The sequence below is a fragment of the Nocardia africana NBRC 100379 genome, assembly GCF_001612635.1.
GTDB lineage: Bacteria > Actinomycetota > Actinomycetes > Mycobacteriales > Mycobacteriaceae > Nocardia > Nocardia africana.
The window spans coordinates 54,302-81,079 of sequence record NZ_BDAV01000013.1 but is presented as its reverse complement, the minus strand read 5'-3'; the positions used below and the strand labels follow the sequence as shown (position 1 = coordinate 81,079).

The window sequence follows — 26,778 nt, the reverse complement described above, 5'->3', positions numbered from 1 at the left end:
GGGCGCATCGGACATCGGTGCAGGATTGACAATTCCATCGTCTTGGCACAGTCGCGAGCTGGATCCGGCTGGGCGCGTAGCCGAGGTTGCCGGCAGCGATTCCGGTCAGTTCGGTGATGGGTCCAGATCAGGGTGGAGGAGGAGAACGTCGGATACACGGCATGTCGGCAGTGATTAAGGTTCGGAAGCTTCCGGATCCGGGCGTGTCGATGCTGCAGACTGCCGAACGGACGAAACCTGGACGGGCCCGTCAACTCGACGCTGTTCAGGTTCGGGAGTTGATTGCTGGCTATGAGGGTGGGGCGACGGTGTATCAGTTGGGGGTTCGGTTCGGTGTCGAGCGGCGGACGGTCAGCGCGATTCTTCATCGGCACCAGGTGCGGATGCGTCGGCGTGGTCTGACGTCTGAGCAGGTTGATGAGGCCGCCCATCTGTATGGGCTCTTTCGAGAGTCGGCCAACGTCTGGGTGTTGATGGTATGGCCGTTTTGAATCGGCTTCGTGAACGCGGGGTCCCGACGAGGGATCCTCAGGGTCGGCCGTCGGAGTAGGCGGCCGTGAACGGTTGGCGCCCGCGGCGGGGCTTCCTCGGAGGATGGGCCTTGGCCTCAGTGGTTGGGCCGTTGCCGGGTCGGGGCGGTGATCAGTAGCAGACCGGCGAAGGCGATAACCGCGGCAGTGGGATAGCCGACCAGCAAGTCTTGCCATCCAGAACTCCACAAGAAATGCCAGTCGCCGAGGTGGGTGAGCATGTGGGTGAGGCCGACGACCAGACCGATCACCGCGAGCAGCCATCCGAGGGTGCGTCGCCGCCGTTCGCGGCGGTAGGCGTCGGTGTACATTGACCGGTCGCGGGCCCGTGCGGCTCGCCATTCACGGATGTCCATGGTCCCCATTCCTCGGATGCGGGGCAGTTGCCACTGCCGGTAACTACTATCCAGGTTAGTATGTTGTACACCTTCTACCGATCGACCGCGTCCGCAACGCAGCGCGAAACCCGGTCCGGCTCTCGGATCAGATCGGCAGCACGGTGTTACTGACGAACGCGTCGCGAATCCAGCCGACGAACACTGCCCACGTGCCGGTGACCAGGGCGGCACCGACGGCGAGCAGCATGAGTCCGCCGAGGATCTGGATCGTGCGGGTATGGCGACGCAGCCACGTGACGGTGCGTACCGCGTGGGACGAGCCGAAGGCGAGGGCGATGAACGGCAGGCCCAGTCCGAGGCAGTACGCGACGATCAGTGCCACGCCGCGTGCTGCGGTCGTGCCCTGAGTGCCTGCGGCAACCGACATGACTCCGGCCAGGGTCGGGCCCAGGCACGGGGTCCAGCCGAGTCCGAAAACTGCTCCCAGCAGCGGCGCTCCTGCCCAGGATGCGATGCGGCGGGGCTGAAATCTGGTGTCGCGCTGCAGCGCTGGTATCCAGCCGAGGAAAGTCATGCCCATGAGGATGGTGACGATGCCGCCGATGCGCTGCAGCAGATCGGTATTGACCTGCAGCAATCCGAGCATGCCGAAGACGGAGGCGGAGGCCAGAACGAATACGACGGTGAATCCCGCGACGAACAACAGTGCCGCACCGGTGGCCCGCCAGCGTCCGCGCGGCGGTGAGTTCACCTCCGATGCGGTGACCGCGGGCATATCGGCGCCGGAAATCCCGGCGAGGTAGGACAGATACCCGGGTACCAGGGGGATGCAGCACGGCGAGGCGAACGACACCATGCCTGCGAGGGCCGCCGCGCCGAGGCCCATCAGCAGCGGGCCGGTAGCGGCTGCGGTCTGGAAACCCGAACCCAGCCCCGCGAGTATCACAATGATCCCGCAATGGATTCAGGCAGGCGGACGGGTTTCGGCATGGCTGGGCCTTTCGTTCGGGTGTTCGGGTTTGCGCGGTCGGACCAACCGTGGTCGATCACGGTTCCGCGGCGAGGCGTTGCACAGTCGGTACCAGTACATCCGGCCGCAAAGGTTCGATGAATACCGCGGCGACGCGATGGCGGCGATCCAGAACCACCGTCGTCGGGACCACGCTGGTGGGATAGTGTGCGCCCAGCGCGCCGAGGGTCGTCATATCCGGATCGAAGATCGACGGGTAGGTCACCGCCCGGTCCGATATGAAAGCTGTTGCGGTGCTGCGGAGGTCGCGCACGTCGACACCGAGGAACTGCACGCCGGCCGTCTGGGTCTGCGCGAAGGCCTGCTGTAGGCCGGGGATTTCCGCGCGGCACGGGGCGCACCACGAGCCCCACATGTTCACCACGACGACCTTGCCGGGGAAGTCCGATACGTGAATCGTGGTGTCGCGGACGACGTCCGGGCCGGTGAGATCGCCGATGGTGCCGCGGGCGCTCGGTGGGTCGTAGTAGTGCGCGGGGTTGCCGCTACTCGAGACGAAGTCGAAGGTGCCGTGGGGCACCTCGGTGGTCTTGGTCGCGGCGATCTTGCCGGTCGTTCCGCAGCCCGCAACGATCAGCGCCGCTGCGGTGAGGGCGGCCGAAGCGAGGATTCGCAGTCGTCTGGACATAGTCTTTCCCGGGCGTTGTCGCATGACAGGCACATATTCGATGCCTATCTACTACTTCATCTCGTACTAGATGGCATAGTATATTGCGGTAGGCGTTCGCATCCTGAGGGTGCGAAGTCGAGCACCGCCGAGGCGCGAACAACTCCGCGTTGCCGCTGCGCCGCGACCCCACCGTCGTCGGTCCAGCGCCTTGATTCACGAGTGATTGGGTGTGTGAGATGCCGATTGACCCCAGCCTGTCCTACTACAGCGATCTGGCGTTCCGATCGGCATTCGTCGTGTATTTGATTGCCGCTGTGCTGTTTGCGGCCGAACTCGCGCGCTCGCGCGTGCCGGCCGAGGTGTCACCGGCGCGGGCTCCGGTACCTGTAGGTGGTGGGCCGGCTGCATCGTCGGGCGCCTCCGGACTTCCTGGACGGATTGCCCAACCCGGCGCTCGGTCGTTCGACGATCGACTCGGGAGGATGGGTTTCGCTGTCGTCCTGGTCGGGTTCGGGCTGCACGTGACCTCGATCGTGTTGCGCGGCGTGGCCACTCATCGTGCGCCGTGGGGCAATATGTACGAGTTCATCTCGATTGCTTGCGCCGCAGGTGTTTTGGCCGGTGTGGTGGCTCTGCGCGGTCCGATGCTGCGACGACTGTGGGTTTTCGCCCTCTTCGCGGTGCTGATCCTGATGTTCATCGCCGGGGACCTGCTCTACGCGACGGCCGCTCCGGTAGTGCCGGCGCTGCAGTCGTATTGGCTCGCGATCCACGTATCGATCGTCTCGACCGGCAGCGGGGTCTTCCTGATCTCGGGAATGGCCAGCGCGCTGTTCCTGGTGCGTCGCCGCTTCGGCGAGTCGACCGGGCTCCTGGGGCGATTCGCCCAACGGCTACCCGATATGGCAATCCTCGACCGGGTCGCGTACCGGACCACCGTTTTCGCGTTCCCGCTGTTCAGTGCCGGGGTTATACTCGGCGCGATCTGGGCCGAGGCCGCATGGGGACGATTCTGGGGCTGGGACCCCAAGGAGACGACCTCGTTCATCGCCTGGGTGCTGTACGCGGCTTACCTGCATGCACGCGCCACCAGTGGGTGGCGCAGTGACCGGGCCGCGTGGATCAACGTCGCCGGTCTGGTCGCGATGCTGTTCAACCTGTTCGTCATCAACATCGTGGTCTCGGGCCTGCACTCCTATGCTGGATTGAACTGACACGCCTGCGTCGGGTGATCGAGGAATATCGCATGCGCGAGCGAGAAGTACCTGTGCGGCACCGGCCACTACGCGATCGGATCCGGTGGGTCGATCGAGATACTGCTCCGTGGCTGACCGTGGGTGCCTGCGTGTTCGCGCTCTCGGCTGCCGTGCTCGCCGTGGCCGGAGTCCCCGCCGCGGACTTGCACGGCCCGTTGCATAGGTGGGGGATCATGGACCCGGCCTGGGGCGGCACGCGATCGGTGTATCTCCTCCTGCATGGCGAGTTGGCGCGGTCGGTCGAATTCAACCCCGCGGTCCCGATAGTTGTGGCGGTGGTAGGGGCAGTTGTCCTGCGGGCCCTCGTCGGCCTGGTGAGAGGGCGCTGGTTCTCCTTCTCGGCGTCGCGGCGGATCGTCGCGGTTGCAGTGATCGTGTCACTGCTGGCATTGGAGGTAAACCAGCAGATGCATGCGAACCTGCTCACCGGACCGTGGAGCGGATGAGCCTGCCAGGTGGGCTGAGGGCTTCAGTTTCCCGCACAAACTACTAAGCTGCATAGTATGTTGAGCGGAGTTCAGGGCCGGGTTTCATCCCCGCCCAGTGCTGCGCTCTGGTCGACTGCGGTGCTCGGTGCGCAGCAGGCGTGGATGGATCGCTCGGATCGTCTCGATATCGCCGCTGGACGGCGTCGTCACGCGATGTGTCGATGCCTCCAGCGATGTCGCGAATGCGCGCAGCTGTGCAGGCAGCTGGCCGATGAGTGCTGCCGCGCTCAGGGGTCGGCGGAATACCGATCCGTCATTGGTTCGTCTCGCCTGTGTGCCGGTGTCTGTGATGATCTCGCCTGCGCATTGTCGAACAGCGACCGGTTGATCGAAGATATCGGCCCGATGCTGGATTCGGCGGTGAACGTCTCGGTGGAATGCGGCGACGAGTGCGACGAGCTCGGTGATATCTGCATTGTCGGCCCCAGGTGTGGCGAGGCATGTCGCCGTCTCGCCGTCGCCTGCCTCGGGCTGATCTCGGCTCTCGACTGAGTTCGAACTTCCTCTGCCGTGGGCCGGCGGAGTAGAGATGGCGCGATGAGGTAACGCACACCCTCCGCTAGCTGCGCCTTGCCGGACGGCGCACCCGTGCCGCCGGTGCCCGTTCAGCTCATTGCACGTAGGACAGCACCGTCATCATTCCGGCCTCGCCGTGATAAACGTTGTGGCAGTGCAACATCCACTGACCGGGATTGTCGGCCTGAACGTCGACTTCGACAGTCTGCATCGGCAGCACGATCGAGGTGTCCTTGCGCGGGCCGGTACCTGTGGCGTTGACGACCTGAAAGGTGTGGCCGTGCAAATGCATCGGGTGCCACATCATCGTCTGGTTCACGAATCGCAGCCGAACACGTTGTCCCTGAGTGATATCCAGCGGTGTGTGGTCGGGGTAGGCCTTGCCGTTGATCGTCCACACATACTTGTTCATATCTTGGCCGAGAAACACGTCCAGGGTCTTGTCCGGTGCGCGCTTCGGTAGCCGCACGGCATCGACCGCGACGAGCCGGTCGGCGGTCAACGGCGGCGCGGACAGCTCCGCCGGCCGCACATCTGCCGGAGGGGGATTGCCGCCGCCGGTGCGGATCAGCGCAAATCCTTGTCCCGCTTTACCTTCCGCAGACGCCACCAGGGGAAAGACGCCATCGGCCAGGTCGACAACGACGTCGTAGCGTTCGCCCATTCCCAGCAGCAGGCTCGACGTCGTCACCGGCTGCACCGGGTAGCCGTCGCTGTGTGTGACGCGCATCTGATGCCCACCGACCGCGAGGCGGAATGCGGTGTCCCCGCCAGCGTTGATGATGCGCAACCGCATCCGCTGGCGCGGTTTTCCGCTGAAGGTCACCGGGTCGGCACCGATGCGGCCGTTGATCAAGTAGTACGGATAGTCCTTGACATCGCCGGTGTCGGAGCCCAGCGGCGCGTTCGGGTCGGTGGGCGTGGAGTTGCCCAGGCTCATCCCCGGCATAGTGCCGTGATCCATGCCGCTGGAACTCATGCCCCCCATGCCCGCCATCCCCTTGTCCTGCAGTTGCTTCAGCTCCTGATCGGGGTTGCGACCGTTCACGCCGTCGAGCCAATCGTCGAGAACGACAACGGCCTCGAGGTCGTAATCCTTGCCGTCGGAAGGATCTTCGATGATCAGCGGGGCGTACAGGCCGCGGTCGAGTTGCACGCCGACGTGGGGGTGGAAGAAGTAGGTGCCGGCGTCGGGCACGGTGAATTCATAGCGGAATGTTCCCCCGTTGGGTGCGATGGGCGCCTGAGTGAGGTCGACCATTCCGTCCATGTTGTTGCGCAACGCGATCCCGTGCCAGTGGATCGTCGTCGGCGCGGGCAGCGTGTTCGTCAGGTCGGCGCGCAGGACCTGCCCGCGCGTGAGCCGGATCTCGCGCCCAGGAAGATTCCCGTCGTAGGACCAGGTTTGGACCTGCACTCCGCCGAGGTCGATCGTCGTCGGCGCCGCCCGCAAGGCGACCTGATGGACTTGGGCGTCGGCGGCGCGGCGTGCGTTTTCGGCTGCTTCGACCGCCTCGGAGTCGGGCTGGACGAGGGTTGGGCTGCTGGAGGAGTTGTTCGAACAGGCGGCCAGGGCGGCGGCCGTGGCGATACCGGTTCCCAGGGCGAGGAATCCGCGCCGCGTCATGGGCGGCTGCGGGAAGTTCCTGCTCGACATGGCATCTCCCTAATGTGGGTGTGGTCGTGCTGCGTCGCGTGAGCCTTGACGATGCTGAGATGAGTAATTGCGGAACGGTCAAAGTATGAAGGGCATACAGTTGATGACTCCGTAGCCGGTGAGAACTTGGGCGAACACCGGCGCGATGAGTACTGCGGCGGCGAACAAGATCAGTCCGGTGCGGTTGCGGTTCCGATCGGATGCGCTCTCGGGTAGGGCGAGCCGCGCCACCCGCGCCGCGACCCCGACGCTGCTGGCGCCCATCGCATTGGCGGGGACCGCCGCATTGCTGGACAGCGACAACAGTGCGCCGAGGACGGCGTCGCGGCCGTGGTGATGGGCCGCTGTGTCGTCGGCGCACATCTCGAGCAGGCGTGCGATCTGGATCTCGGCGACGGTGAACAACCTGATGCGCGACAACGACTTCGCCAGCGATCGTGTGGTCGCGAGAAGGAGATGGTGTTTCCCGGAGAGGTGTGCGCGCTCGTGCGCCAGGACGGCGTCCAGGTGTGTTTTGTCCAGTGCCGCGAGCGCGGCACTGGTGATCACCACGGTGGAGGTCGGCCCGGCAACGCAATAGGCCGCCTTCTGCGGGGCATCGATGACCACGCCGTCCACCCCATCGACCCGTCGGCCGATGATCAGCGCCGACTCGGCGTGATCGCGGCTGGTCGTGCGCGCACGAGTGAGTGCTCGCGCCGTGCGCGCACCCAACAGTGCGACGAATGCCGTCAGGCCCGCGGCCGCGGTCAACGCCACCACCTGTGCGGGCCGGCCGTGGCCGCCGACCGCGACGGAATGCAGGGCGGTGAAGCAGTCGCCCAGTGCCGAGCGGCCCGGTTGACTCCATACGTGCACCGCCTGTGCAGTCAGCGCGACCGCTGCGGCGACCCAGCCCGCGAGCACGCTGGCGAGTACCACGAGCCACACCGCCACGCCGACAGCGGGAGCATTGCCTCGCTCGGTCAGCCGAGCCAGCACGCGTGGTGCCACCGCGCAAACCATGCCGGTGTAGAGCAGCACACAGACCGCGAGGCTCACCCGCGGTCCTTCTTCGATGTCAAGCGCCGCAACATCTTTCGCAGGGTCACCGATTCGTCCTCGGAGATCTGCTCGACGAAATGGGCCAGTACCAGATCCGATGGTGCGCTGTCGAGGGCAGCGCGCATGAGCTGGGCGCTGTATTCCTCGCGGCTCAGGCGGGGCCGGTAGTGGTAGGCCTTGCCGTGCTTGTCGCGTTCGAGCCAGCCTTTGCGGTGGAGGTTGTCCATCGTCGACATCACGGTGGTGTAGGCGATCTCGCGATCGCGGGCGAGGTCTTCGAACACCTCGCGGACGGTGATGGTGTTCTGCGCCGACCACACCCGGTCCATGATGACCGTTTCCAGCTCACCGAAACGATGTGCCATCGGTTGTCTCCTCGTCGTCGTGGGCATCCGGTGCGCGTGATCGCCGCGGCTAGCGCCCTGGGTACCGAACCCCTCGTCTGCTGCTCGCATACTATCCACGTACGTAGAACGCAGGTGGTCCGGGGCTTGCGGGTCCGCGTCGTCCGCAAGCTGCCCGGCAGGCCCGGTCATTCCGGTCGCCCCGCGTTCGCCGGGGCGCCGACGCCTTTGAGTTTGGCGATCTCGGACCGCAGCGCGGCGATTTCGTGGGCGTCGCCTGCCGACCCGGAGTCGGGCGCGTGTTTGCCGCCGCCGCGCATCATGAGCAGCATCATCAAACCCATCCCGACCGGGCAGGCCAGCAGGGCGACTGTGGACAGAGTTGGTGACATTGCAGAGCCTCCGATGTATGCGAGTCGCGAGGGTGGAGGCCCACCCTTAATACTAATTACGTACGTATATAGTACGGCACTGGTCCAGGCCGGTGCGATGTCGGCGTGGTCCGGAGGATCGAAGGGAGGTGAATCGATGAACCCGCTCCAGGCGATCTGCGCGATGATGTGCCGCATGATGGGATCCATGTAGGCCCGACGACGCCGGCCCGCTCGGTCGAATTCTCGCAGTGAACTTCCGATCGGGCCGGTGACTGGCCTCGAGTTTCCGTTTCGTTAACCAGGTTGAGCCTGGTGATACCCCGCCGTACGATCATTTCCTACGGTCTCGCATAGTAGGAAAGTCGTCGTCTTCGACTGTCGGCGGCGCGACCGAGTTCGCAAGGTGAGGAGATCGAGGGGTGAGCTCGCGAGGATTCGGAGACTTGGAATCGGTGGTGATGGATCGGGTGTGGGGCCGCACGGATTCGGTCACGGTCCGGGAGATATACGACGAAATGTCGGGGGAGCGTGAGATCGCCTACACCACGGTGTTGTCGACTATGGACAACTTACGCCGCAAGGGGTGGCTGGACCGGGCGCGCGAGGGCAAGGCCTTTCATTACTGGCCGACGGTGACGCGGGAGGAGTACTGCGCGCGTCTGATGCGAGAGGCGCTGGGGGTGGGTGGCCGATTCGAGGTTGTCCTGACGCATTTCATCAACGGCATGAGCGCCGAGGAGTCTGAAGGACTCCTGGCCGCGCTACGCCGACGTATGGGGTGCTGATCGCCTACCTCCAGCCCCGTGGATGTTACCTAAGTCACAATCCAACCGCGGAGTGGATACTATTTACGTACGTAGATAGTATTCGTGGGAAGGCTTGCGGTGCGTTACCGCACCGCGAGGGCGCCGAATTCAGCAGCGGCGTCTGCGATCGGGGTCGACAAGTCGTTCCCTCATAGGCTTGTCGACCCCGACCGCTCCTTTGTCGGGCCCAAGCGACGCCGCGCGCAGGTTGTGGGTGACCGGGCGATCAATGTGAGGGTCGAGAAACAGTGCGCGCGATTGCCGAATAGGTGTGCGGTTGCGCGTGGGGATGGTGGTCGTCGCAGCCGAGTTGGTGCAACGCGACCGCGATGATGTGCGAACCCAGTGCCGTGGCTTGATCGTCGTCTGCGGTGCACACTGCCAGGCCCACCGCCGACATGACCATCGCCACCAAAGGGCCCACCGTGGCGAATGCGGTGGCGGCGCTGAGTTTCAGCCGCGTTGCCCACCGTCGTTGCGGGCGGACGTTGATGGTGAGGCGTTCCACCCGGGCGGCGACACTGGTCCCGGCGGCGCCGAGCGCACCTGCTCGCTCTCCGGCACCGGACAGCACGAGAAGAGCCGAGGTGACGGTCCGGTTTCCGTGGGATCTGGCGGCCACGTCGTCGGCACACATCTCCGCGAGCTGGGCCACTTCGACGGCCCCGGCCCGGAAAAGCTGGACTCGTGGAAACAGGCCGGCCAGTCCGCGAGTCAGGGCCAGGAGCACGTGGTGGCGACCGGCGAGATGTGCGCGTTCGTGCGCCAGTACGGCTTGCAGATGGGCATCGTCCAAGGCTTCGACCACGCCCTGGGTGACCACCACGGTGTCGGGTTTGCCGGCGACGCAATAGGCCATCGGTTCATCGAGATCGATGACGAAAACGTCCAACCGGGAATTGTGCCGACCGATGACCCGCGCCATGCGGGCGTGATCATGTGTCACCGATCGCGCTCGCAGCAGGCCGGCTGTCAACCGGGCGAGCAGAAATCCGCCCGCGACGGCGGCCATAGCGGCCAGCGACAGCAGGGCTACCTGGATAACTGCCCCGTATTGCCCGGTCGCCGCGTCGTGCAGCTGGAGCAGGCAGCTGTCCAGAATGCTGGTCTCGCCGGGGTGAGACATGTCGTGCGCGATATCGACGACGACCACCACAATCGCGGCAGCCCACGAGACTGCGACCGAGACGATCGCGCACAGCCAGGCGGTCAAACCCAGCCGCGGTGCGATGCCGTCGCGCGTGTAGCGACGCAGTACCGAAGGCGCGAGGACCGCGACGACGAATCCGTAGAGCAGCAGGCAAACTGCACTGCTCACGTGGTCACCTTTCCCTGGAAATCGACTGGGATGTTCAGTGTGATGAGCGGGGCCCCTCGTGACGGGGACCGAATCAGCTGGGCGCTGCGTGCGTACTGCACAGAGTATTCGATTGTCCGCGCTGGGAATACCTGCGTTCCCGCTGTATCGATTTCGCTACTCGCACAGGGGTTTTCGGGCGCGGAGGATATTTGACCGAATACCACCCCGCGCTCAGCTCAGGTCGACCTGGGCCACCTTCGCGGCGCCGACGGCCTCGGCGATCGCGGACTGCACATCGGCCGGGACGGATTCGTTGACGCGCAGGATGACGGTCGCGCCTTCCTTGTCGATGTCCTGGCTCAGCTGCGCGGCCTTGATGTCGATGGCCGCCTCGCCCAGCTTGGTGCCGATCTTGCCCAGGGCACCCGGGCGGTCGTCGTAGTTGAGGATCGCCAGGTTGAGGCCCTCGGCGCGCATGTCGTAGTTGCGGCCGTTGATGTTGACGATCTTCTCGACCTGAGCGGGCTCGGTCAGGGTGCCGGCGACGTTCAGGGTGCGGCCGTCGCCGAATACGGCGCGCAGGTCGACCAGGCTGCGGTGGGTCGGGCTCTCGCTGTGGGTGGTGACGGAGGCCTCGAGACCCCGCTCCTCGGCCAGCGACGGGGCGTTGACGAAGGTGACCGCGTCCTCGACGTGCGCGGAGAACACGCCACGCAGCGCCGAGAGTTCCAGCACCGCAACCTCTTCCGAGGACAGCTCGCCGCGCACCTGGAGTTCGAGGGAGACCGGCAGCTCGTCGGCGAGGGCGCCCAGCAACACACCCTGCTTGCGCACGATGTCCAGCCAGGGCGCGACGATCTCGCTGACCGCGCCACCGGCGACGTTCACCGCACCGGGCACGAACTCACCCGCGAGGGCGAGCTGCACCGACTTGGCGACATCGGTTCCGGCGCGGTCCTGGGCCTCGGCGGTGGATGCGCCCAGGTGCGGGGTCACAACGACCTGCGGCAGCTCGAACAGCGGGCTGTCGGTCGACGGCTCGGTCTCGAACACGTCGATGCCGGCGGCGCGCACGTGGCCGGAGGTGATGGCATCGGCCAGGGCCTGCTCGTCGATCAGACCGCCGCGGGCGGCGTTGACGATGATGACGCCCTTCTTGGTCTTGGCCAGGGTCTCCTTGTTCAGCATGCCCTTGGTCTCGGGAGTCTTGGGCAGGTGAATGGAGATGAAGTCGGCGCGCTCGAGCACCTCGTCCAGGCTCAGCAGCTCGATGCCCAGCTGGGCGGCGCGGGCCGGGGAGGTGTACGGGTCGTAGGCGATGACCTTGGTCTCGAAGGCGGCGAGGCGCTGCGCGAACAGCTGGCCGATACGGCCCAGGCCGATGACGCCGACGGTCTTGCCGAAGATCTCGACACCATTGAACTTGCTGCGCTGCCACGTGTGCTCGCGCAGGGTGGCGTCGGCGGCCGGGATCTGGCGGGCGGCGGCCAGCAGCAGGGTGACGGCATGCTCGGCCGCGGTGTGGATGTTGGAGGTCGGCGCGTTGACGACCATGACACCGCGCTCGGTGGCCGCGGGCACGTCGACATTGTCGAGGCCGACGCCGGCGCGGGCGACGATCTTGAGGTTCTTACCGGCCTCGAGCACCTCGGCGTCGACGGTGGTGGCCGAACGGACCAGCAGCGCGTCGGCCTCGGGCACGGCGGCCAGCAGCTCGGGTCGATTGGGGCCGTCGACCCAGCGAACCTCGACACCGTCACCGAGCGCATCGACGGTCGACTGGGCGAGCTTGTCGGCGATCAGAACAACAGGACGGCCATTTTGGCTCACTGTGGGGCACTCCTGAGAGTCTCGGGAAAACTGGCGTTGCGGGCGACCGATGGTGGAGGTGACGTGCTGGGGGTTGCCGAGGGAAGGCCTATTCATGTGGGTTCGATTCTGTGAGCCGCAGCCGGGCACGGCAGCGGGACGGATGAGGGCAGCAGCCACCGACCGAGATTCTCGGTCTGGCGCTGACCCGTCAGTCAGCGTCGGGAGATACAGAATCGAGTGAGAATTGCGCGGCCCTGGGAGCTGGTCGACTCGGTGCGTGGTGGAGCGCGCATGCTGGCAGTTCGAGGCGGCGCGATATCGGCGGGCGTGATGCTCGACACGGGCAACGCGGCGGTCGCGCTTTCCGGGCGGGGCGCTACCGACTTGACCGTCGAGTGTCCGGGCGCAAACTTGTTATCGCCGTCGGAATGTTCATGCGTAGCATGGGCGTAGCCGATCTTGACCGGCGAAGCCGTAATCCGGTTGCCCGGAACATTGACCGCAGAAACCGAATCCGTGTGTGTCGATTCGGTTCGGGCGGCATTGATCAGCTGGCAATGGCTCGATCCCAAGCCGAGCAAGCCGAGGGTAACGAGAACGGCAAAGACTGCTCGAACAGTCCATGCGCGAATCCCGGCGGCGATCACACCACGACTATAACCATCGCGCCGCGAAACTACTATTTGTCTACGTAGATTGTGCTGATTACCGCGCAGCGGTCACCGGTTCCCCTCACGCGCGCCGTGATGTGGGCACGGGACTTGGACGATCGTGGCGAGGGCCTGGCCGACGGGATCGTCACGGCCGAGGCGCCGGTCGCGTTCGATTGCCGGAATCGGTTGCAGGACATCGGATCACCTCTGCTACTGATTGAAGGCGAACGAGATCCATTCCTGTCGTCGGACATTGCGGCTCGCACAGCCGCACTGGTACCGGACGTCACGTTGCTGGTCCGGCGTCGGCGCGGGCACTACGGGAGCTTGATGAGCCGGCATCTGGGGAACGAAGCCACGGGATTTCTCAGTGGCTGAAACCCGTTGAGGGACAGCGTTGGTAGTGGTCTTCCCGATCTGTCCGACATCCATCTAACAAATGCCCGGCAGATGGCGATGTGATGTCGTGGCTCTTACTCCGTCGGCGCCTTCGGCGTCCAAAGTTCTCGATCTCGACCACGATGCGGTTGCCGCGCTGATTCGGCGGTGGCGCGACGACCCTGGCGGGACGTATCGCACCTGGTTCCTCTGGGAAGAGAGGCTGAAGAATTTTCGTTCCATCCGGCGCGGTATCGAGGAGGTGGTTCGCGAGATCGAGGCCGACACGTTCGGGGTCGCCTACAAGGGATCGTCGCTCGAGACGGTCGTCGGGTCCATCGCCGAACAGCGGCAGATGTTCAAGGGCGCCGATCATGCCTTTCTGTGGAAACCGAAGCTCCGCATCCCCGATATCTACGAAAACCGTGACAACCAGCTGGCTTTCGCCCGGATGCTGGAAACCTGCCGCTGTTGCACCACCGAGGCCCAGGTGCTGGCCGCTATCCGGGTGTTGGCCGGACAGAACATCAAAGGGCTCGGGCCCGCCGCCGCGAATCTGCTGTACTTCCTGCATCCCACAGTGGCAGCGCCGTTCAATACCGCGATCGTCAACGGCTACAACGCCCTCGTCGGCGCACGGGTCAAGCTCGGCAAATGGGACCAGTATCTGGCCATGCGGGAGGGGATGTTGGCGCTCAATGCCACCCACCGGAATTTGTTGTCCAACGACCTCGGCGCGGTCGCCGGACTGTTGTTCGACCTCGGGCAAGGGCGGTATGTGGCGCCGCCTCGCGCCGGTGTGGATGCGAATGCCCGTGCTGCGTGGGAGGCGGATCTGGTACTGGTGCGGTCGGACGCCGCTGTCGACAAGGCCCGGGATCGGGCGATGCGTGACGATGTGTCGCATACCGAGGTTCAGGGTTGGCTACGCGATCTCGGCCGTGCCCTCGGATTCGATGTCTGGATGGCAAGCAACGACCGCGGTCGCGAATATGACGGCGGTCGCCTGGGGGACGGGTGTCTGGCCGCGCTGCCGGTTGCCCTGGCGTCGAGTCCGGCAGCGGATGCGATCGGATTGATCGATGTGCTGTGGTTCGACAGTCGCGGAAGCGTCGCCGCCGCGTTCGAGGTGGAGCACACGACCTCGATCTACTCCGGGATCGTCCGGATGCTCGATCTCGCGCTCAGTGGGGAACCCGCTGCCGCGCGGGGATTGTTCCTCGTCGCGCCGGATTCGCGCGAACAGGAGGTTCGAGCGCAGATCAGGCGCCCCGCCTTCAGTCGCGTTGCCGACCTGAAAGTGCGGTACCTGCCCTATGGCGAACTTCGTGCGCACCGCGAGGCGATCATGCGGTTCGGCACAGGGATGCGGCCCATCGAGGAACTGGCCCGAGACCTGAGTTGAATCTCCGCTGAAATGGCGTTGCCGGGGTCAGGCAGCTGATCAGGAGAAAGAGTCCATGAGGCGGTCGGTCCAACCCTTGCTCAGCGCTGTCCCAACATGGCCTTCATTCGGTCGATTTCTGCCTGCTGGCTGGTGACGACTGAATCGGCGAGTTTGCGTGCGTCGGGATTGACGCCCTGGGCCTGCTCAGTCTTGGCCATATTGATGGCGCCGGTGTGATGCTCGATCATCATCGACAGAAACGTGCGGTCGAAGTCGCTGCCGGACTTCGATTGCAGGTCCTGCATTTGCTGGGTGGACATCATCCCGGGCATGTTCGGCATGCCCGGCATGTCCTGCATGCCGCCGGTATCGGCCGACGGGCCCGGTTTACCGAATTGCTGCAGCAGCGAGCGGATCTGAGTCATCTCGGGCTGCTGGGCGTTCTTGATCTCGGTCGCCAGTTGGAGTATCTGCTGGTTCTGCGTCCGTGCCGGAGCCAGGTCGGCCATCTGCACAGCCTGTGCGTGATGGGGATACATTTCCTGCAAGAAGGTGACGTCGGCGTCGTTGAAATCGGTACGAGTCGGTGCCTGCCGAGACGAAGACTGGGCCATGCCGCTCATGCTGGTAGTCGGCATCGTTGTGGCTGTTGTGGTGGAGCCGGTGCCGCTGCGGTCACTACAGCCGGCGACTACCACCACACTCGCCGCGGCAAGTCCGGCCACCGTCCATCGAAACACTAGCGATCGTGCATGCATCCGGATCTCCTTGCTCGATTTGGGGATCTCATGTTGGTGCGGTCTCGCCCGTATCGATACTTCCGGCGCGTCACCGCTTCGCTCGTGCGTGTGATACCCGTCAACGGTAGATTCACTCGCCCAGACAGATAGCCGTCAGGCGCCGAGACGACCATCACCGTCCGCTCAATTTCAGGGGAGCATCGTCGGGGGAGTCCGGGCGAGATCGAGCCGCCACAGGATTTCTCCGCCGCGGCAGTGGTGTGCGCGGCGGATCAGCTTGGCCATCGGATGCTCGTCAGCGCCCGATGCTTGTAACTGGGTGCGGTACTGGGCAATCGCACGCAGCTTCACCTTCTCGTAGCCATCTACTGGAGCGATCCGGGCCGACCAGTGCGCACCATCGCGCGGGCTCTGTCCCGCAAGATCCGGGGACGTGGGTCCCCGTGACAGCACCGACATCGCTTCCATGACGATCCCGGCTGCCGGGCTGGCCCATAAGGGGGCTGACCTCAACAGCTGTGGTAACGTGCGCGCGACCGGATGGCGGCGCCGCCACAACTCCGACAGTGCCGGAAAATCTTCGTAGAACTCGATGCGGTTCGTTGGGGCGTGCACAGCCGCGACGCGAATCGCCGCGGTCGCAACTTCTACATGGTCGTAGTGGTTGCCGATGCCCAGCGGAGCCAGAATCCGAATACCGGGGTCCTCGAGCAACTCGACTATGCATCGCTCGATAGTCAAAAGTTCGGCCGACTCCAAAAGTCGACCGGAGGTCCGGAAAAGATCGGTGCTTCGTTTCAACGGCGGCTGACGAAACAGTCGCTCGCGCAAACCAAGCCGACGCGACGCCGCGCCGAGGAGGATCATTGCACGGTCGTCTTCGGCCTGCCGGGTCGCGTAGTCGCCGAAGAGCCGGCTCCTGCCGGGCAATTCCGCGCGCGACGGTGGTTCCGTGTAGACCGTCAGCACCCGAACAGGATCGCCTGCTGCGGCCGACCGGGCGATGAGCGCGCCGACCGAGAGCGCCGCATCATCGAAATGTGGCGATACGACCACCAAGCCCCCGCTCATGATTTGCGCTCCAATCTCTCGCGATACCTGGCGACGCCGTTGAAGCGCAGCGCCGTGCCTGCCGAGCGCGGGTGCGCCGAGCATGGTCGCATTGCGCCCCTGACAGTGCACTGTCGGTCGGTGCGACTACGGCCTCTAGTCAAGCTATCTACGGCCCAACATAGTAGCTATTCGCTACCTGTGTTCTTGAATGGCGCGCGAGTTCGCAGCTCGAATGTGCCACAGTCCTGGCCCTACGCCGGGGTCACCACGCACTACCCGTCGGAGGCAGACTCCGATGGGGCGCGGGCGTGTTGGGGTGCCGGTCGTAGTTCGGAAAACTCGGTCGGCCAGGGCCCGGGATGGCGCGGTGCGGCGGAGCCGGTGCGTGCGGGGCTGGTGGGATGTACGGGGTCGGCGGCATCGACAGGGGATAGCTCGCACGCTCGGCTTGCGGTGTGGCGTCAGGGGCGGCGAGTGCGGGCGCCATCGGGACCGACACGGCGAGGGCCGATGCAGCTACCGCTACGCCGAGTCTGAGGATCGATCGCTTCGGGCGGATCTTCGAAGGTTCTTGTGAGACGCCGGTATTCATTGCGCTGCCTTTCAGCGGGTGGAGTAGCTGCGGAACTACGGCCTGAGCTTTGGGCTGACGGCTCGGCCGTGTCCACGCGGCCGAACCGTCGGGCTGCTTCGCGAACTACAGAGCGCTGCCGCTACCGGGCAGCCGGAAGCCGTTCCAGCCCTGTCCATTCCGGCCGTGACCGTGGCCATGGCCGTGTCCATGCCCATGCCCGTGGCGGTGGCCCTTGATGTCTTGCAGTGCCGAACCCGGACCCGCAGCAGGGGCGGCCGAGGCGGTGCCCGCGAAAAGTACGGCGGCGCCCAGCGGGGCCGCGGTGGCGAGTGCGAGCACGGTGGCGAGACGGCGGCGGTTGGCGGAACGCTTCGTCATGGTCGGATCGATCCTTTCTGCCGGGAACGGCAGGTTGCGGGCCGCGCAAGTGTTGTGGCGTAACACGATCCACGAGCGGGGCGGTCTATCTACTATCTACCTACGTACGTAGAAGGTACATGGCTTGTCGATGGCCGCCAAGCCCTGAACTACTATTCGAGTTAGTAATTTGCTGAGGACATTCGGCAAGCGTCCGAGAAGGGGTGCTGATCTGTGACGATCTCTCAGTGGAAGTTGCGGCGCTGGGTAGTAGCGCTCGGGGTTGCGGTACTCGCGGCCGTGGTCGTGGGCGTTCCGACCGGGGTGATATCGACGCCGTTCTATACCCGGATGACGCCGGTGCTGTGGTGGAACTACCCGGTGTGGCTCGCGACGGCGATCCTCAGTGGCCTGATCATGGCGACGTACGTGCGCAGTCCGCTGTCGGCCAAGGCTCCCACGGCAGGGGCGTGGGCGAATCTGTTGTCCGCGTTTGCCGTGGGGTGCCCGGTATGTAACAAGCTCGTGGTCGCCATTATCGGCGTCAGTGGAGCGTTGACGTTGTGGGCGCCGGTGCAGCCGATACTCGCGGTAGGGTCGCTGGCCTTGCTCGGCTGGGCGTTGGTGCGGCGCCTGCGCGGGGAGCGATCGTGTGGAGTTCCGGCGGCTGCGACGCGGTGAGACGCCGCCGGGCTTAGTCTTCAGCGCAGCGCGCTGCCCTGTTGCCACTGATCCCACGGCACGCTCCAGTCGCCGTTCTGCCAGACCTCGAGGGGTGCGCCGCCCGTATTGCGGATTTCGACGACATCGCCGGGTATGGAGAAGTTGTAGAACCACTGCGCGTTGTCGAGATTCAGATTCAGGCAGCCGTGTGAGGTGTCGGTATTGCCTTGCGCCCACACGGTGGAGTCGAGTTGGTGCAGGTAGATGCCATCGGTGCTGATCTGAGTGGCCCAGTTGATGGCTTCCTTGTAGCCTAGTCGCGAATTCACCGGCAGTCCGTAGGTGGAGGAGTCCATGATGACGGGGTTGGCCTTGCCCATCACGGTGTAGACCCCGGGCTGGGTCCAGAACGTGATCGTCTTGCCGGCGATGACCTCACTGCCCCCCATGCCCATGGAGGTGGGCATGGTGCGCACCAGTTGCCCGTTCTCGAACACCTGCACCTGCTTGGTGTTGTCGTCGGCGATGGAGACGTGCGACGGGCCGATGGTGAACGTCGTGGAGCTGTCTTCCTGCCCGAACAGGCCCTGGCCCAGCTCCGCGCCGTAGATCCTCGCCGAGACGGTCACCTTGGTGCCGGGCCGGTAGTACTCGCGCGGACGCCAGTGCGCGTTGCGGTTGTCGACCCAGTACCAGGCGCCGTCGACGGCCGGATCTGTGGTGACAGTCAGCCGCTTCTCCGCGGCCGCGCGGTCGGGAATGTCCTCGTCGAAGTGTGCGACGATCACGGTGCCGACGCCGTAGGTCCCGCCGTCGGCCAGAGGCTGGCCGCCGGTCGTGGTGAGGTACACCGTCGTCTGATTGCGCGGGGTGAGCGTAGAGAACGACGATGTGACCGGTCCCGTGGGTCCGGCGACACTGATCCCTTCCGCGCGCACGGTGTAGGTCCGTCCGTAGCCGAGCGGAACGGCCGGTTTCCATTCGGTCTTGTCCGGCGTCATGATCCCGTCGATGGCCTTGCCCTGCTCGTTCGTCATGGTCACCGACGACAGCACCCCGTCGCTCGTGCTCACCTGGACCCGAGCCGAGGGATCGACGTCTCGGGTGCCCTGGCCGGGGGTGATCGAAATGGCTGCGGGTGCGGGTGTGGCCGCCGATCCGCCGCCGCTCGACTGGGAGGAGGACGAACATGCCGAAATAGTGAGGGCGGAGACCAGGGCGAGGGCTGCGGCGGCAAATAGCCGATAACGCGGACCGGACATGGGCACTCCTCGACTTCTCGCTGCTGGGCGACGGCGCGGCGCAACCCTTTCTTACTATCCAACATAGTAGTTTACGGGGCGGGTAGTGGACCGGAATTTGGATTGCCGAGAGGTAGCTTTGCTGGTCATCAAGCGGCGGGTTCTCTGGTATTTACCACTACCGGGTAGCCGTATATGGTCCGATGGTGCGTTGTGCCACCGAAAGACGTGGCGAGACAGCATCGTCGCCGCGAGGCAAGGGAGGAGGTGGTCGTCGTGGTGAATCTGCTGGTGTTGCTGGGTGTCATGGGTGCTTCGATCGCGGTTATCCACGCCGCGGCACGCGTGTGCCGGACCGTGCCGATCGCGACCGAGATCAAGCCGTTCCTCTCCGGAGCGGCCCCCGTCGAGCACGCGGTCTCGCGCTATCACGTTCGCTGGTATGCGATCACGATGGTCTTCCTGGCTTTCGACATGGAGATGGCATTTATGTATCCGTGGGCTGTCGTCGTCGCCGACATCGGCGCCACCGCGGTGATCGAGATGTTCGGATTCCTTGCCGTGCTCATGATCGGAGTCCTCTACGCGTGGCGAGAGGGTGCGCTGCGATGGGTCTGAGTGCGTGGCTGCGGAAGCGGGCGGCGATTGTGCCGCTGATCGTGACGGTGCCGGGCGGGACCGGAGCTCGGCTCGCCGTCGAGCGGGTCGTCCGCGAGAACGGCTGGCGCGCAGCGCAAAACCCCGCGGCGGCCAACCTGGTGATCGTCGCGGGAACGGCCGCAGCGGATTTCGAGGCTTACCTCCTGCGACTGATGGCCACCGTGCCCGAACCGCACGCGCGGGTAGACATCGCAGAAGGCGATGACGTCGAGGCGAAACTGACGGCTGCGGTGCGCCGAATGCGGTCGACCGACTCAGGACAAGCGAACGCCGATGCCGAACTCCACGTTTCGAGCCACCACGGACACGGGGGCGCCGGCGGTGGGGCGAGCCCAGCCCATGGCGATCACGAGTCCGCGCGCCACCCTGCCGGCCATGAGGATTCGGATGAGGCGGGCGGGCACTACTACGGCACCAGTTCTGCTTCCGGCCATGACGGCGACTCTGGCCATCACGAGCACATGGCACACGAACACGGAATGCCACCTGATGTGCCCGGCCTGGGTGATGAGACCCACTCCCAGCATACCGAGCAGCACCACCATACTGCACCGTCGTCCATGGACGCCGAAGCTGAAGCGCCGCGGGATGACTCAGCAGCCGCGAGTAGCGATGACGATTGGGTAAATCCTGGCGGCAACCCGCACGACAACCGATCGCATGATCGCGACATGGGCCAGGCAGGAGAAGGCCGCGTGCACGGCCACTCCGGCGCTGATCACGGGCCGCGCCCGGCTGCCCATGGAGATGCCGGCCACGAGGATCCGGACGCGAGCGGTGCACCTCATCACAATGCCCACGGCCCTGACCATGCCGATCGCATGAGTCATGGTGGTGAGTCGGCAAGCCATATGGGAATGGAGCACGGGGGAAGTGACAACGAGCACTGCGATGGGCACGAGCATCACGGCGGACACGACCACCACAGTGCGCACGGGGATAACGGTGGGCACGGGGGTCACGGTGGGCACGGACATCACGGACACGACATGGGGATGGAACTACCCGGCGGGCTCGTGATGGCCGATCGTGCGCCCGACCGTGACGGGCTGATGCTGGATGTGCTGACGCTGCCACTGGGGCCGGTTTCGGTGTTCTGGCCGGCCGGATTGGCGCTCACCACGACGATGCAGGGCGACGTCATCGATGAGGTGGTCGTGTCGCTGCTCGATCCGCCCGCCCATGCCGACCCGTTTTGGGTTCGTCCGTGGCTGCGCGCATCTGCAGGTGAGCCAGTGACCGTGGGTGATGGTGAAAGATACTCGGCAGCACGGCGTTTGGATGCTGCGGCCGCGCTGCTGGCGGTGGCCGGCTGGGACGATAAAGCCACTGTCGCCTGTCGACTTCGTGACGAGCTGCTGATCGAGGATGCACCAGAAGATTTTCCGGCCCGGCTGAATCGCTGGGCGCGGCAGGTTACGGTATCGTCGATGCTTCGGTGGTCGCTGCGTCGGGTCGGGCATATCGCCGAGGGGCCGGAGGTTCCCACCGAAATCGCCGGCGACGCTCATTCTCGGCTGCTGCGGTGGATTCACGACATCGTGGACGCCGATTCGGACGGCGAAACTGCTTTGAAGCCAGGCGAATACGTGGCGGAGCGTGTCGCGTGTGCGCGATGGATCGTCGACAGCTTGCCGGATCTGCTGCGTGGTGCGGAACTGGCGGAAGCGCGCCTGATCGTCGCAAGCCTCGCCCCGGATGTGGAGTTGCTGGCCTGGTCGTCGAATTCGACGGGAGCAGTGCATGGTTGAGTCGGCCCCTTCGTGGTTGGCGGTGTTGCTACCGGTGATCGTCGCCGTGGTAGCGACAGGCTTCGCGATGGTGGATGCCGCGTGGCGGGCGAGGGCCGCCGGAGCACCTGTCGACGCAGCCCTGGGCCCGCTGCGCTCGACCGCGCTGCTGATTGTGCAGCAGCGTCGGCGCATCGTGGGCGCCGACACTCTGCTGTGGCGCAGCTCCGGCCTCGTCCTGCTGATCGCCGGGATGGCTGCGGCGGCCTTGGTTCCGCTGGGTGATGTTGTGGTGCTGGACAATTCGGTGTCGCTGGTGTGGTTCAACACGCTGGAGGTCGTGGCCTGGGCCGCGGTGTGGCTGGCCGGCTGGGGCGCGAACTCGGCGTTCTCGCTCGTCGGGGGCTATCGCTTCGTGGCGCAGGGGCTGGCGTATGAGTTGCCGCATATGTTCGCGTTGACGTGCGCCGCGATCGGAGCCGGATCGCTGCGGGTCACCGATATTGTTGCCGCACAACAGGACCGTTGGTTCGTCGTCATCATGCCGGTCGCTTTCATCGTGTATCTGCTGTCGGTTCCGGCGATGTCGTTCAGCAGGCCGTTCGATGCTGCGACCGGGCGTGATATTTCCGGCGGTGTGCTGGCTGAGTTGTCCGGGATCGATCGGCTGCTGCTGGTTGCCGGACGCCGGGTGTTGTTCGTGGCTGCCGCGGCGATGGCGGTGCCGTTGTTTCTCGGCGGTGGGTCGGGTCCGTTGCTTCCGTCGTGGCTGTGGGTGTCGATCAAGACCGTGGCGGTGCTGGGTGTGCTGATGTGGCTGGGACACCGGTGGCCGACGGTCCGGATGTCGCGCTACATGGAAGTCGCCTGGGTGGCCCTGTTGCCGCTCACATTGCTGCAGGCGCTGGTGGTTTCGATCGTGGTCATCCGCTGAAAGGGAGGTGCGGCAATGTGGCAGCAGGTGCTGTTCTGGATATGCGCGGCGGGCGCCGTGGCCTCCGGGATCGCGGTGTTCCGGGTCGATTCGATGGCCCGCGCGACGTTCGCGCTGCTGGTGTCGTTCCTGTTCGTCGCGGGCACCGTATTCCTCGTCGACCTCGACTATCTCGGAGTGCTGGTCGCGCTGATGATGATCATGGAGATGGTCATCATGGTGGTCTTCATGGTGATGTACATGATGAATCCGGCCGGTCTGATGCCGATGACGATGGTGCACAACCAGAAAGCCGCTCTTGGCATCTCGGCGGCGGTGTTCGCCGCCCTGGCCGGTATCGCCTTTTTCGTGGATTGGCCCGAGCGCACTGCCGCCCGGTCGGCCGATCCCACGCGGGCCCTCGGTGAAGCCCTCATGGGGCCGAAGATGCTGGTGATGATCATCGTCGGGCTGGTGCTGTTCGCCACCATCGTCGCGACAGTCGTGCTGGCGACCCACCGTGGCCGCTACGACCGTTACGGCGACGACCTGAGTCGACGAACACCGGATGACCCCGTCGAGGGGGGTGTCGGCCGATGAATCTGCCCGAATACCTCGTTCTCGCCGCGGCGTTGTTCAGTGTCGGCCTGTTCGGTGTGCTGTCGCAGCAGTCGATCGTGATGGTCATGATGGGGCTCGAGCTGATGATCAACGCGGTCATCGTGGCGGCGGTGGCGTTCTGGTATTTCGTGTGGCCCTCGGCGGACGCACAGGTCCTCGTGGTGGTGGCGGTGACCGCGATGGCGGTGGAGATGGCGGCCGGATTCGCCGTGACCACCGCGATCTTCCGGGCTCGTGATGTCGATATGGTCGACGCGGCCGCGGACCTGAAGGGCTGACCGTGCTGTGGTCGATGATCGCGTTACCGGCGCTGGTGGGAGCGGCACTTGCCGTGTGCGGGCGACGTGCGGATCGATGGGCTGCGGGGGCAGGTGTCCTGACGGCTGTCGCCGCGACGACGCTCGCCGTCGTGAATGCCATTGCGCGCCCGAGTAGTTCGCTCCCGATGCTGTCGGGCATTTCCTTCGATCTGGCGGTGGACGGCCTGTCCGCGGTGATGATCGTGACCGTCGCCGCGATCGTGACTGCCGTATTGCTGTTCGTCGCAGGAGATTTGGCGCCCGACGAACCGCGGGCGCGGTTCTTCGGGCTGATGCTGCTGTTCGCCGCCGCAATGCTGACCACCGTGACCGCGCAAACCCTGCCCGCCCTGCTGATGGCGTGGGAACTGATGGGCGCGGCATCGTATGCGCTGATCGGATTCCATTGGCAGGACAACTATCGGGCCTCCTCTGGCCTCGTGGCCTTTCTAACCACCCGCACCGGAGATCTCGGCATGTATCTGGCCGCCGGTGCCACCTTGGCCGGTGGGGCGGGCGCGCTCCAACTCGGTTCTATGCCTGCCCTACCCGCCGGATGGCGTGATGCGGCCACTGCTGGGATTGTGCTTGCGGCCCTGGGGAAGTCGGCGCAGTTGCCGTTCAGCTTCTGGTTGTCGCGTGCGATGGCCGGTCCCAGTCCTGTTTCGGCGCTGCTGCATTCGGCCACGATGGTCGCGGCCGGCGCGTATCTGTTATTGCGTCTGCATCCGCTGCTGGCCGCGACCGACTGGGCAGGTCCGGTGGTCGCGTGGGTGGGTGCGCTCACCGCCGTGGCACTCGGTGCGGTGGCGGTCTGTCAGCGCGACCTCAAACAGCTGCTGGCCGCGTCGACCTGTGCGCAGGTCGGGTTGATGGTGCTCGCAGCGGGTGCCGGGGGAGTGGCGGCCGGGTCCGGGCATCTGGTGGCGCATGCGGTGACGAAGAGTCTGCTGTTCCTCTGCGCGGGCGCGTGGCTGACCGCATTGGGCACCAAGGATCTCACCGGTCTGCGTGGTTCGGCACGAACCTATCCCGTTGTGGGACTGTGCTTTACCGCCGGCGCACTCAGCTTGGCGGGAGTGCCCCCGTTTGCACTGTGGCCGTCCAAGGATGCGGTTCTCGCGGCGGCCCGAGAGTCGTCGACCGCGCTCTATCTCGTCGGGTACGTCGCAGCGGTGCTCGGCGCGGTGTATGCCGGGCGAGCGCTGGTGCTGGTGTGGTCGTCTCGCGCCGGCGATACCGAAAGTCGCTGGGATAGGGAGGAACCAGGTACCAGGCGAGTGCGGATAACACAACGGCTGGCGCTGGTCGTGCTGGCGGCGGCAGCGCTGGCCGGAGGGAGCGCGATGGTGCCGGCAGTGCGTGATCGTTTCGCCGCAGTGGTCGCACCAGAGGGCTCACCTGTCATCCCGGTATGGGAACTGTCGGTGTCCGGCGGGATTTCGGTCCTGATGGTCGCTGCCGTGGCATTGCTGCTTCGGCGGCGTGGCGATTTGCCTGCGCCTGCCTTTCTGGCGGATTGGCTCGGGTTGGAGCGAGGTCTACAACGGTTCGTTATCTCGCCCGTATTCGCGGTGGCGCGGGGACTGGCCCGGTTCGACGACCGCGTGCTGGCCCAGGCCGTGCACGCCTGCGCCACCGCGACGACAGCGACCGCGCGAATGCTCGATCGCCGCGTCGAGTCGACGGTCGAGCGGGCTGTTCACGGGATCGCCAGTGGTGCACGGGATCTGGGCCGATGGGCCCGGCGGCCGGAAACCGGCCTGGTTCATCAATATTACGCCCAGGCCGTGGTCGGATTGGTCGTGCTGGCCGCGATCTTGATGGTGGTGCTGTGAGCACCGGTATCCACACAGTCGCGACAAATGCGCGACCCCGAAAGGTGAGGTGAGCGTGCTCAGCGTTCTAGTCTTCCTGCCGCTGCTGGTCGCGGTCGCCGTTGTCGCCCTGCCGCGGATCGGTGACCGCGGCGCCCTGTGGCTGTGGATCGGCGGCAGCGCGGTGGAAGTGGCGCTGGTCGTCGCGCTCTGGCTGCGGTATCGGCGCAATCCGCCCGCGGCCGGCGGGTTCGCGGACGAGGCACGGGTGGATTGGATTCCGAGTCTGCGGGCCGGATATCACGTCGGCGTCGACGGGCTCAGCCTGCCGTTGCTGGCGTTGACCACGGTGCTGTTTCTGGCGTGCGCGATCTATTCACTGCGCGAAACACGGCGGGTCCGGTGGTACGCGGCGTTGTTCCTGTTCCTGGAATCGGTCTGTCTGGGCGTTTTCGTCTCGCTGGATCTGGTGTTGTTCTTCGTTTTCTTCGATCTGTCGATCGTCGGGATGTACTTCGTGATCAACGGATGGGGACACACGCAGGCGCGCCGGGCGGCACTGCAGTTTTTCCTGTACACATTCATCGGCTCGCTGGCACTGCTCGTCGGCTTCATCGTGCTGTATCTGGCAGCGGACCCGCACACCTTCGATATTGTCGAGTTGACCGCGGCGAATCCTTTGGCCGGCAACGTTGCTCGCGGAACGGTCGCGCTGGTGGCAATCGTGGTGGGTTTGGCGGTCAAGACGCCGACCGTGCCGTTCCATACCTGGCTGCCGCCCGCGCACACCGAGGCACCGGCGGCCGGTTCGGCGATTCTGGCGGGTGTGCTGCTGAAATTGGGCACTTACGGCTTCGTGCGGATTGCGATGCCGATGCTGCCCGATGCGTGGCGACGGTATGCGCTGGTGATCGTGATCATCGGGGTGATTAGCGTGCTCTACGGTGCGCTGGTCGCGTTGGCGCAGAACAACTTCAAGCGCATGATCGCCTACACTTCGGTCAACCACATGGGCTATATCGTGCTGGCGGTCGGTGCGGCCGGACTGATCGCGCACAACAGTGAGCAAGCGCGCACCCTCGCGGTGACCGGTGCGGTCACCCAGATGGTCAGCCACGGCCTGATCACCGGCGCCCTGTTCCTGCTGGCCGGAGTGCTCTACGAGCGCCGCCACACCTACGATCTCGACGCCTACGGCGGATTGGCCGGGCAGGCACCGATATTCGCGGCCACAATGGCCGCGGCCATGTTCGCCTCGCTCGGACTGCCCGGCTTCTCCGGGTTCATCGCCGAATTCCAGATCTTCACCGGATCCTTCGGTCCCGCACCGGTGTACACCGCGCTGGCGTTCCTCGGAATTCTGATCACCGCTGCCTTGCTGCTGCGGGCCTATCAACGCCTGGCGCTCGGCGAATCGCGGGACGAGCCCTTCGCCGATTTTACTGCGCCAGAAGCGGTGTCGATCATTCCCTTGATGGGCGCGTCGCTGGTGATCGGCATCGTGCCGCGTTTCCTGCTCGATGTCATCGAACCGGCCGCGACATCCCTCGGCCGGTTGGTGGTGCGCTGAGATGGGAGAGATGGGGC

At 65.3% G+C, this 26,778-nt stretch carries 28 protein-coding genes; 14 read left to right on the top strand and 14 right to left on the bottom strand.

The features are described from left to right. Positions 1–161 precede the first annotated feature (161 nt). Positions 162–491: a hypothetical protein gene (locus NA3_RS38240; protein ID WP_197521804.1), complete on the top strand. Its 330-nt coding sequence runs from the start codon at positions 162–164 to the stop codon at positions 489–491. A 116-nt stretch (positions 492–607) separates the two neighbouring features. Here NA3_RS38240 and NA3_RS23435 read toward each other — a convergent pair whose 3' ends face one another. From NA3_RS23435 to NA3_RS23425, 3 genes are all read right to left on the bottom strand, one after another. After that, positions 608–886 (bottom strand): hypothetical protein, encoded by a 279-nt coding sequence (locus tag NA3_RS23435; RefSeq protein ID WP_063917719.1) that lies wholly within the window; start codon positions 884–886, stop codon positions 608–610. Positions 887–1,013: 127 nt separating this feature from the next. Further along, positions 1,014–1,754 carry a cytochrome c biogenesis CcdA family protein gene (locus NA3_RS23430; RefSeq protein WP_082976581.1) on the bottom strand — a complete coding sequence of 247 codons (741 nt, stop codon included), beginning with the start codon at positions 1,752–1,754 and terminating at the stop codon, positions 1,014–1,016. Positions 1,755–1,914: 160 nt separating this feature from the next. Next, positions 1,915–2,526, bottom strand: a complete 612-nt coding sequence (locus NA3_RS23425; protein ID WP_062966025.1) for a TlpA family protein disulfide reductase — start codon at positions 2,524–2,526, stop codon at positions 1,915–1,917. A gap of 218 nt (positions 2,527–2,744) precedes the next feature. On the opposite strand from NA3_RS23425, the gene ccsB reads away from it, so the two are divergent. From ccsB to NA3_RS37115, 3 genes are all read left to right on the top strand, one after another. Next, entirely contained in the window at positions 2,745–3,722 is a 978-nt protein-coding gene (gene ccsB / locus NA3_RS23420; protein WP_062965813.1) for a c-type cytochrome biogenesis protein CcsB, read from the top strand. A 215-nt stretch (positions 3,723–3,937) separates the two neighbouring features. Then, the gene (locus tag NA3_RS37775; protein ID WP_167355036.1) at positions 3,938–4,210 is read left to right on the top strand and encodes a DUF2752 domain-containing protein; all 273 of its coding nucleotides are present in this window, start codon (positions 3,938–3,940) and stop codon (positions 4,208–4,210) included. 144 nt (positions 4,211–4,354) lie between these two features. Further along, the gene (locus NA3_RS37115; protein ID WP_156769567.1) at positions 4,355–4,744 is read left to right on the top strand and encodes a four-helix bundle copper-binding protein; all 390 of its coding nucleotides are present in this window, start codon (positions 4,355–4,357) and stop codon (positions 4,742–4,744) included. Between the two features lie 118 nt (positions 4,745–4,862). On the opposite strand, the gene NA3_RS23405 is transcribed toward NA3_RS37115, so the two are convergent. From NA3_RS23405 to NA3_RS23390, 4 genes are all read right to left on the bottom strand, one after another. Continuing rightward, on the bottom strand, positions 4,863–6,425 hold the full coding sequence (locus NA3_RS23405; protein WP_062965810.1) for a multicopper oxidase family protein: 1,563 nt from the start codon (positions 6,423–6,425) through the stop codon (positions 4,863–4,865). Between the two features lie 78 nt (positions 6,426–6,503). Then, a complete protein-coding gene (locus tag NA3_RS23400) occupies positions 6,504–7,466 on the bottom strand; it encodes a M56 family metallopeptidase (protein ID WP_062965809.1) in 963 nt (320 codons plus the stop codon). Then, positions 7,463–7,834, bottom strand: coding sequence for a BlaI/MecI/CopY family transcriptional regulator (locus tag NA3_RS23395; RefSeq protein WP_062965808.1), 372 nt, complete (start codon positions 7,832–7,834; stop codon positions 7,463–7,465). The genes NA3_RS23400 and NA3_RS23395 overlap by 4 nt, the downstream gene beginning before the upstream one ends. A gap of 167 nt (positions 7,835–8,001) precedes the next feature. Further along, a complete protein-coding gene (locus NA3_RS23390; protein ID WP_062965807.1) occupies positions 8,002–8,205 on the bottom strand; it encodes a hypothetical protein in 204 nt (67 codons plus the stop codon). A gap of 401 nt (positions 8,206–8,606) precedes the next feature. Here NA3_RS23390 and NA3_RS23385 point away from each other — a divergent pair, with 401 nt between their 5' ends. Continuing rightward, a complete protein-coding gene (locus NA3_RS23385) occupies positions 8,607–8,972 on the top strand; it encodes a BlaI/MecI/CopY family transcriptional regulator (protein ID WP_062965806.1) in 366 nt (121 codons plus the stop codon). 247 nt (positions 8,973–9,219) lie between these two features. On the opposite strand, the gene NA3_RS23380 is transcribed toward NA3_RS23385, so the two are convergent. From NA3_RS23380 to lpqS, 3 genes are all read right to left on the bottom strand, one after another. Beyond that, positions 9,220–10,311 carry a M56 family metallopeptidase gene (locus tag NA3_RS23380; protein ID WP_062965805.1) on the bottom strand — a complete coding sequence of 364 codons (1,092 nt, stop codon included), beginning with the start codon at positions 10,309–10,311 and terminating at the stop codon, positions 9,220–9,222. 213 nt (positions 10,312–10,524) lie between these two features. After that, positions 10,525–12,123, bottom strand: coding sequence for a phosphoglycerate dehydrogenase (serA, locus tag NA3_RS23375; protein WP_062965804.1), 1,599 nt, complete (start codon positions 12,121–12,123; stop codon positions 10,525–10,527). Between the two features lie 194 nt (positions 12,124–12,317). Then, positions 12,318–12,752 (bottom strand): putative copper homeostasis (lipo)protein LpqS, encoded by a 435-nt coding sequence (gene lpqS / locus NA3_RS37110; protein WP_156769647.1) that lies wholly within the window; start codon positions 12,750–12,752, stop codon positions 12,318–12,320. Positions 12,753–13,224: 472 nt separating this feature from the next. Between lpqS and NA3_RS23365 the strand changes: the two genes are divergently transcribed. Beyond that, positions 13,225–14,541: a type II restriction enzyme NmeDI-related protein gene (locus NA3_RS23365; protein WP_062966024.1), complete on the top strand. Its 1,317-nt coding sequence runs from the start codon at positions 13,225–13,227 to the stop codon at positions 14,539–14,541. Positions 14,542–14,621: 80 nt separating this feature from the next. On the opposite strand, the gene NA3_RS23360 is transcribed toward NA3_RS23365, so the two are convergent. The 3 genes from NA3_RS23360 to NA3_RS23350 form a co-directional block, all read right to left on the bottom strand. Continuing rightward, a complete protein-coding gene (locus NA3_RS23360) occupies positions 14,622–15,281 on the bottom strand; it encodes a DUF305 domain-containing protein (protein ID WP_082976691.1) in 660 nt (219 codons plus the stop codon). Between the two features lie 171 nt (positions 15,282–15,452). Continuing rightward, on the bottom strand, positions 15,453–16,334 hold the full coding sequence (locus NA3_RS23355) for a PIG-L deacetylase family protein (protein WP_167355035.1): 882 nt from the start codon (positions 16,332–16,334) through the stop codon (positions 15,453–15,455). Between the two features lie 679 nt (positions 16,335–17,013). Further along, positions 17,014–17,268, bottom strand: coding sequence for a hypothetical protein (locus NA3_RS23350; RefSeq protein WP_062965800.1), 255 nt, complete (start codon positions 17,266–17,268; stop codon positions 17,014–17,016). Between the two features lie 213 nt (positions 17,269–17,481). Between NA3_RS23350 and NA3_RS23345 the strand changes: the two genes are divergently transcribed. Continuing rightward, the gene (locus NA3_RS23345; RefSeq protein WP_062965799.1) at positions 17,482–17,928 is read left to right on the top strand and encodes a hypothetical protein; all 447 of its coding nucleotides are present in this window, start codon (positions 17,482–17,484) and stop codon (positions 17,926–17,928) included. A 20-nt stretch (positions 17,929–17,948) separates the two neighbouring features. On the opposite strand, the gene NA3_RS23340 is transcribed toward NA3_RS23345, so the two are convergent. Then, positions 17,949–19,172 (bottom strand): L,D-transpeptidase, encoded by a 1,224-nt coding sequence (locus NA3_RS23340; RefSeq protein ID WP_062965798.1) that lies wholly within the window; start codon positions 19,170–19,172, stop codon positions 17,949–17,951. Positions 19,173–19,364: 192 nt separating this feature from the next. On the opposite strand from NA3_RS23340, the gene NA3_RS23335 reads away from it, so the two are divergent. The 7 genes from NA3_RS23335 to NA3_RS23295 all read left to right on the top strand — a co-directional run bounded on the left by NA3_RS23335 (position 19,365) and on the right by NA3_RS23295 (position 26,761). After that, positions 19,365–19,769: an NADH-quinone oxidoreductase subunit A gene (locus NA3_RS23335; RefSeq protein ID WP_227995531.1), complete on the top strand. Its 405-nt coding sequence runs from the start codon at positions 19,365–19,367 to the stop codon at positions 19,767–19,769. Then, a complete protein-coding gene (locus NA3_RS37105) occupies positions 19,760–21,562 on the top strand; it encodes a hypothetical protein (protein WP_156769646.1) in 1,803 nt (600 codons plus the stop codon). The genes NA3_RS23335 and NA3_RS37105 overlap by 10 nt, the downstream gene beginning before the upstream one ends. Then, positions 21,555–22,475, top strand: coding sequence for an NADH-quinone oxidoreductase subunit H (locus NA3_RS23315; protein WP_062965794.1), 921 nt, complete (start codon positions 21,555–21,557; stop codon positions 22,473–22,475). The genes NA3_RS37105 and NA3_RS23315 overlap by 8 nt, the downstream gene beginning before the upstream one ends. Positions 22,476–22,490: 15 nt before the next feature. Further along, complete coding sequence (locus NA3_RS23310; RefSeq protein WP_062965793.1) at positions 22,491–23,054, top strand: NADH-quinone oxidoreductase subunit J; 564 nt, start codon at positions 22,491–22,493, stop codon at positions 23,052–23,054. Then, positions 23,051–23,353, top strand: coding sequence for an NADH-quinone oxidoreductase subunit NuoK (gene nuoK / locus NA3_RS23305; RefSeq protein ID WP_062965792.1), 303 nt, complete (start codon positions 23,051–23,053; stop codon positions 23,351–23,353). The genes NA3_RS23310 and nuoK overlap by 4 nt, the downstream gene beginning before the upstream one ends. Before the next feature lie 131 nt (positions 23,354–23,484). After that, entirely contained in the window at positions 23,485–25,212 is a 1,728-nt protein-coding gene (locus NA3_RS23300) for an NADH-quinone oxidoreductase subunit 5 family protein (protein ID WP_369689786.1), read from the top strand. Between the two features lie 55 nt (positions 25,213–25,267). Continuing rightward, complete coding sequence (locus tag NA3_RS23295) at positions 25,268–26,761, top strand: complex I subunit 4 family protein (RefSeq protein ID WP_062965790.1); 1,494 nt, start codon at positions 25,268–25,270, stop codon at positions 26,759–26,761. The last annotated feature ends 17 nt before the right edge of the window (positions 26,762–26,778 follow it).

Excerpts from the sequence above, each read along its gene's own strand:
- NA3_RS23435 (WP_063917719.1), bottom strand. The coding sequence starts at position 886 with ATGGACATCCGTGAATGGCGAGCCGCACGGGCCCGCGACCGGTCAATG.
- NA3_RS23350 (WP_062965800.1), bottom strand. The coding sequence starts at position 17,268 with ATGACGAAGCGTTCCGCCAACCGCCGCCGTCTCGCCACCGTGCTCGCA.
- NA3_RS23390 (WP_062965807.1), bottom strand. The coding sequence starts at position 8,205 with ATGTCACCAACTCTGTCCACAGTCGCCCTGCTGGCCTGCCCGGTCGGG.
- NA3_RS37115 (WP_156769567.1), top strand. The coding sequence starts at position 4,355 with ATGGATCGCTCGGATCGTCTCGATATCGCCGCTGGACGGCGTCGTCAC.
- NA3_RS23405 (WP_062965810.1), bottom strand. The coding sequence starts at position 6,425 with ATGTCGAGCAGGAACTTCCCGCAGCCGCCCATGACGCGGCGCGGATTC.
- NA3_RS38240 (WP_197521804.1), top strand. The coding sequence starts at position 162 with ATGTCGGCAGTGATTAAGGTTCGGAAGCTTCCGGATCCGGGCGTGTCG.
- ccsB (WP_062965813.1), top strand. The coding sequence starts at position 2,745 with ATGCCGATTGACCCCAGCCTGTCCTACTACAGCGATCTGGCGTTCCGA.
- NA3_RS23340 (WP_062965798.1), bottom strand. The coding sequence starts at position 19,172 with ATGTCCGGTCCGCGTTATCGGCTATTTGCCGCCGCAGCCCTCGCCCTG.
- NA3_RS23430 (WP_082976581.1), bottom strand. The coding sequence starts at position 1,754 with ATGGGCCTCGGCGCGGCGGCCCTCGCAGGCATGGTGTCGTTCGCCTCG.
- NA3_RS23395 (WP_062965808.1), bottom strand. The coding sequence starts at position 7,834 with ATGGCACATCGTTTCGGTGAGCTGGAAACGGTCATCATGGACCGGGTG.
- NA3_RS23310 (WP_062965793.1), top strand. The coding sequence starts at position 22,491 with ATGTGGCAGCAGGTGCTGTTCTGGATATGCGCGGCGGGCGCCGTGGCC.
- NA3_RS37775 (WP_167355036.1), top strand. The coding sequence starts at position 3,938 with ATGGACCCGGCCTGGGGCGGCACGCGATCGGTGTATCTCCTCCTGCAT.
- NA3_RS23315 (WP_062965794.1), top strand. The coding sequence starts at position 21,555 with ATGGTTGAGTCGGCCCCTTCGTGGTTGGCGGTGTTGCTACCGGTGATC.
- NA3_RS23355 (WP_167355035.1), bottom strand. The coding sequence starts at position 16,334 with ATGAGCGGGGGCTTGGTGGTCGTATCGCCACATTTCGATGATGCGGCG.
- NA3_RS23360 (WP_082976691.1), bottom strand. The coding sequence starts at position 15,281 with ATGCATGCACGATCGCTAGTGTTTCGATGGACGGTGGCCGGACTTGCC.
- nuoK (WP_062965792.1), top strand. The coding sequence starts at position 23,051 with ATGAATCTGCCCGAATACCTCGTTCTCGCCGCGGCGTTGTTCAGTGTC.
- NA3_RS37105 (WP_156769646.1), top strand. The coding sequence starts at position 19,760 with ATGGGTCTGAGTGCGTGGCTGCGGAAGCGGGCGGCGATTGTGCCGCTG.
- NA3_RS23425 (WP_062966025.1), bottom strand. The coding sequence starts at position 2,526 with ATGTCCAGACGACTGCGAATCCTCGCTTCGGCCGCCCTCACCGCAGCG.